Origin of the sequence: Vreelandella maris, from assembly GCF_013371085.1 — a bacterium.
Lineage (GTDB): Bacteria > Pseudomonadota > Gammaproteobacteria > Pseudomonadales > Halomonadaceae > Vreelandella > Vreelandella maris.
This window is the reverse complement of record NZ_JABWCV010000059.1, coordinates 1-3377: the sequence shown is the minus strand read 5'-3', so window position 1 is coordinate 3377 and position 3377 is coordinate 1. Positions and strand designations below refer to the sequence as shown.

Here is a 3377-nt window from a genome sequence, read left to right as displayed (position 1 = left end):
GGGTAAGCGGATTAAATGGTTGATCTTACCTTTGCATGAGAGTGAGACAGACCGGCATCTCATCGGATTATCTGGTTGATGCTTCACCTACTGCTGGTGCATGTTTCCTTCGCTAATTCCAGCAAGAACCCCACACGCCTCAACTTCCCGGTCATCGTTGCAACTCGCTCTCAGTGAAACGAGTTGTTTCTCAAGCGCTTGCAGAGCGGTTATCTGCGACCGCACATGAGAGATGTGATCATCGAGCAAGGCGTTGACGGCGGTACAAGGCTGATGAGGGTCGTCCTGATAGCTCTGTAGTTCGTGAATCTCAGCCAGTGACAGGCCTAGGATTCTGCAGCGACGGATGAAGGCCAGCCGCTCACCATGCTTCTCGGTATAGACACGGTAACCGTTGTCCTGCCGATCAGGCGGCGGCAACAAGCCTTGCTGTTCATAGAAGCGGATCGTCTGTGTTTCGACCCCTACCAACTGCGCCAACTGACCAATACGCATCAGCCTCCTCCCCAACGGATTCTTTACTCTATTGACCTTATAGTAGCTTTATAGTTTTAAATGGTACCACAACATTGTTCAAGTGGAGTCGTATCATGAACAAATCCTGTGGTGGCGGCGCCTGTGGCGGTGATGCAACGTCCGCGGCGGATACCGATATACAGGCCTCCTCCGAAGCGCCGGGGAGATGGGTCAGCGTTTATGCCGTGCCGAAGATGGACTGTCCATCAGAAGAACGAATGATTCGCCTAGCCCTGAACGGCTTTGAGGAGATTCGGGCGCTGTCCTTCGACTTGTCGAACCGCCGGCTGAAGGTCGTGCATGACGGCGAGGTCGAGCCCGTCACCTCGAAACTGAAGACCTTGGGGCTAGGCGCCTCGCTTCAGGAAACCGTCGCTGCAAATCCGGAGACCATCAAGGCCGCCGAGTTTTCGGCAGCTTCTGCTAAGCAAGAATCCGGGACCCTGCGCTGGTTGCTCGGCATCAATGCACTTCTGTTCGTGGTGGAAATGACTGCCGGTCTGATGGCTCAGTCAACTGGCCTCATTGCAGAGTCCCTGGACAATTTTGCTGATGCGGCAGTGTACGGACTCGCTCTTTATGCGGTTGGGCATAGCGTGAAAAGGCAGGTCCGTGTTGCGCACGTTGCTGGTGTGGTCCAACTGGTTTTGGCTGTTGGCGTACTCGTAGAGGTCGTGAGGCGCTTTGTATTCGGTAGTGAGCCTGAATCGCTGGTGATGATAGCCATCGCATTCGTCGCATTGATTGCCAATACCGCCTGTCTGCTGATGGTATCCAAACATCGAGGGGGCGGAGCTCATATGAAGGCTAGCTGGATATTTTCGGCCAACGACGTGGTGATCAACCTGGGGGTCATCACCGCCGGCGCCCTGGTCGCGTGGACCGGGTCCAATTATCCGGATCTGATTATCGGCACCATCGCGGGGGGCATTGTACTTAACGGTGCCAGACGCATTTTGGCGTTGAAGGGTTAAATAATGCTCATTATTGGCAAAAAGCTCTCGCCGTATGCCCTATTGTCCATATCGGGCCTGCTGGCAGCGTCTGATCAGGCTGTAAAGTGGCTGGTGCAGCAATCAATGGCCTATGGCGAGTATGTTTCGGTGACCCCGTTCTTTAACTGGGTGCACCTATGGAACACCGGTGCCGCATTCAGTCTTTTTGCGAATGGTGGAGGCTGGCAGCGCTACTTTTTTATCGGAATCGCGGTAGTGGTCTCGATTTTTCTGATCAAGCTGATCCTTGAAAATCGTCATAAAGGAGAAGCCATCGCTTACAGTCTTATCCTCGGTGGCGCCATGGGCAACCTGATTGACCGGGTCTTTCGCGGCTATGTTGTGGATTCCTTTGATTTCTATTGGCGAGACTGGCATTGGCCGGCCTTCAACCTGGCTGATATTGCAATTGTCCTCGGTGCCTTACTTTTCGTTTCCGGCAGCTTTTTGGGTAAAAAAACAAACACCAATGCCGAGCCGGATGGATCTGACTGACACCTACGCCTATACAACACCATGACCGAACTTCCCGACAACATCCTTCACCTGCCGCAATACCAAGTACTGGGCTGCAAATCAACCGACGACGAAATGCACTTCCAGGTGGACGTGCCCGATCCGATCGCCTGCGAGGAATGCGGCGTGCAGGGTGAGTTCGTGCGGTTCGGCAAGCGTGATGTTCCCCATCGTGATCTGCCCATCCAAGGCAAGCGGGTCACTCTCTGGGTGGTCCGCCGCCGATACACCTGCCGGGCCTGCAAGACAACATTCAGGCCCCAGCTACCGGAGGTGGTGGACGGATTCCGTATGACACTGCGGCTGCATGAGTACGTGGAGAAGGAATCCTTCAACCACCCCTACACCTTTGTGGCGGCACAGAGACCGGCCTGGACGAGAAGACGGTGCGCGACATCTTCAACGCCCGCGCCGAGTTCCTGGGGCGCTGGCACCGCTTCGAGACGCCCCGCATCCTGGGCATTGACGAGCTATACCTGAACAAGCGCTACCGCTGCATCCTGACCAACATCGAGGAGCGAACCCTGCTCGACCTGCTGGCCACCCGCCGCCAGGACGTGGTGACCAATTACCTGATGAAGCTGAAAGACCGGCAGAAGGTCGAGATCGTCAGCATGGACATGTGGAACCCTTACCGGGCAGCGGTCAAGGCCGTGCTGCCACAGGCCCGCATCGTGGTCGATAAGTTCCATGTGGTACGCATGGCCAACGATGCCCTGGAGAAGGTGCGCAAGGGCCTCAGAAAGGAGCTGAAACCCTCCCAGAGCCGAACCCTCAAGGGCGACCGGAAGATCCTGCTGAAACGCGCTCACGAAGTTTCAGATCGGGAACGGCTGATCATGGAGACCTGGACAGGCGCATTCCCGCAACTGCTGGCCGCCTACGAGCACAAGGAACGCTTCTACGGCATCTGGGACGCCATCACACGGCTCCAGGCAGAAGCCGCCCTGGACGAGTGGATAGCCACCATCCCGAAGGGCCAAAAGGAAGTCTGGAGCGATCTGGTCAGGGCAGTGGGAAACTGGCGCGAAGAGACCATGACCTACTTCGAGACGGACATGCCCGTCACCAACGCTTACACGGAGTCCATCAACCGACTGGCCAAGGACAAGAACCGTGAAGGGCGCGGTTACTCCTTCGAGGTGATGCGGGCACGAATGCTCTACACCACGAAGCACAAGAAGAAGGCACCGACTGCGAAGGTCTCTCCTTTCTACAAGAAAACCATCGGTTACGGACTGCCGGACTTCGCAGAGGAACTCAACTACGGAGTCGATCTATCAACCATCTGAGGGTGGTATCAGATTGATGGGGTGAAGGTGCCCCATCAACCATTAAATCCGTATACCC

The 3377-nt window shown here is 55.8% G+C and carries 3 protein-coding genes and 1 pseudogene; 3 read left to right on the top strand and 1 reads right to left on the bottom strand.

What is annotated here, in order from left to right; all coding sequences use genetic code 11:
• Positions 1 to 87 precede the first annotated feature (87 nt).
• On the bottom strand, positions 88 to 495 hold the full coding sequence (cadR, locus tag HUO07_RS21320) for a Cd(II)/Pb(II)-responsive transcriptional regulator (protein ID WP_035566955.1): 408 nt from the start codon (positions 493 to 495) through the stop codon (positions 88 to 90).
• Positions 496 to 590: 95 nt separating this feature from the next.
• Between cadR and HUO07_RS21315 the strand changes: the two genes are divergently transcribed.
• From HUO07_RS21315 to HUO07_RS21305, 3 genes and pseudogenes are all read left to right on the top strand, one after another.
• A complete protein-coding gene (locus HUO07_RS21315; RefSeq protein ID WP_045812311.1) occupies positions 591 to 1490 on the top strand; it encodes a cation efflux transmembrane domain-containing protein in 900 nt (299 codons plus the stop codon).
• Between the two features lie 3 nt (positions 1491 to 1493).
• The gene (gene lspA / locus HUO07_RS21310; RefSeq protein ID WP_035565177.1) at positions 1494 to 2006 is read left to right on the top strand and encodes a signal peptidase II; all 513 of its coding nucleotides are present in this window, start codon (positions 1494 to 1496) and stop codon (positions 2004 to 2006) included.
• Positions 2007 to 2027: 21 nt separating this feature from the next.
• A pseudogene (locus HUO07_RS21305) lies at positions 2028 to 3319 on the top strand (ISL3-like element ISPpu12 family transposase).
• Positions 3320 to 3377 lie beyond the last annotated feature (58 nt).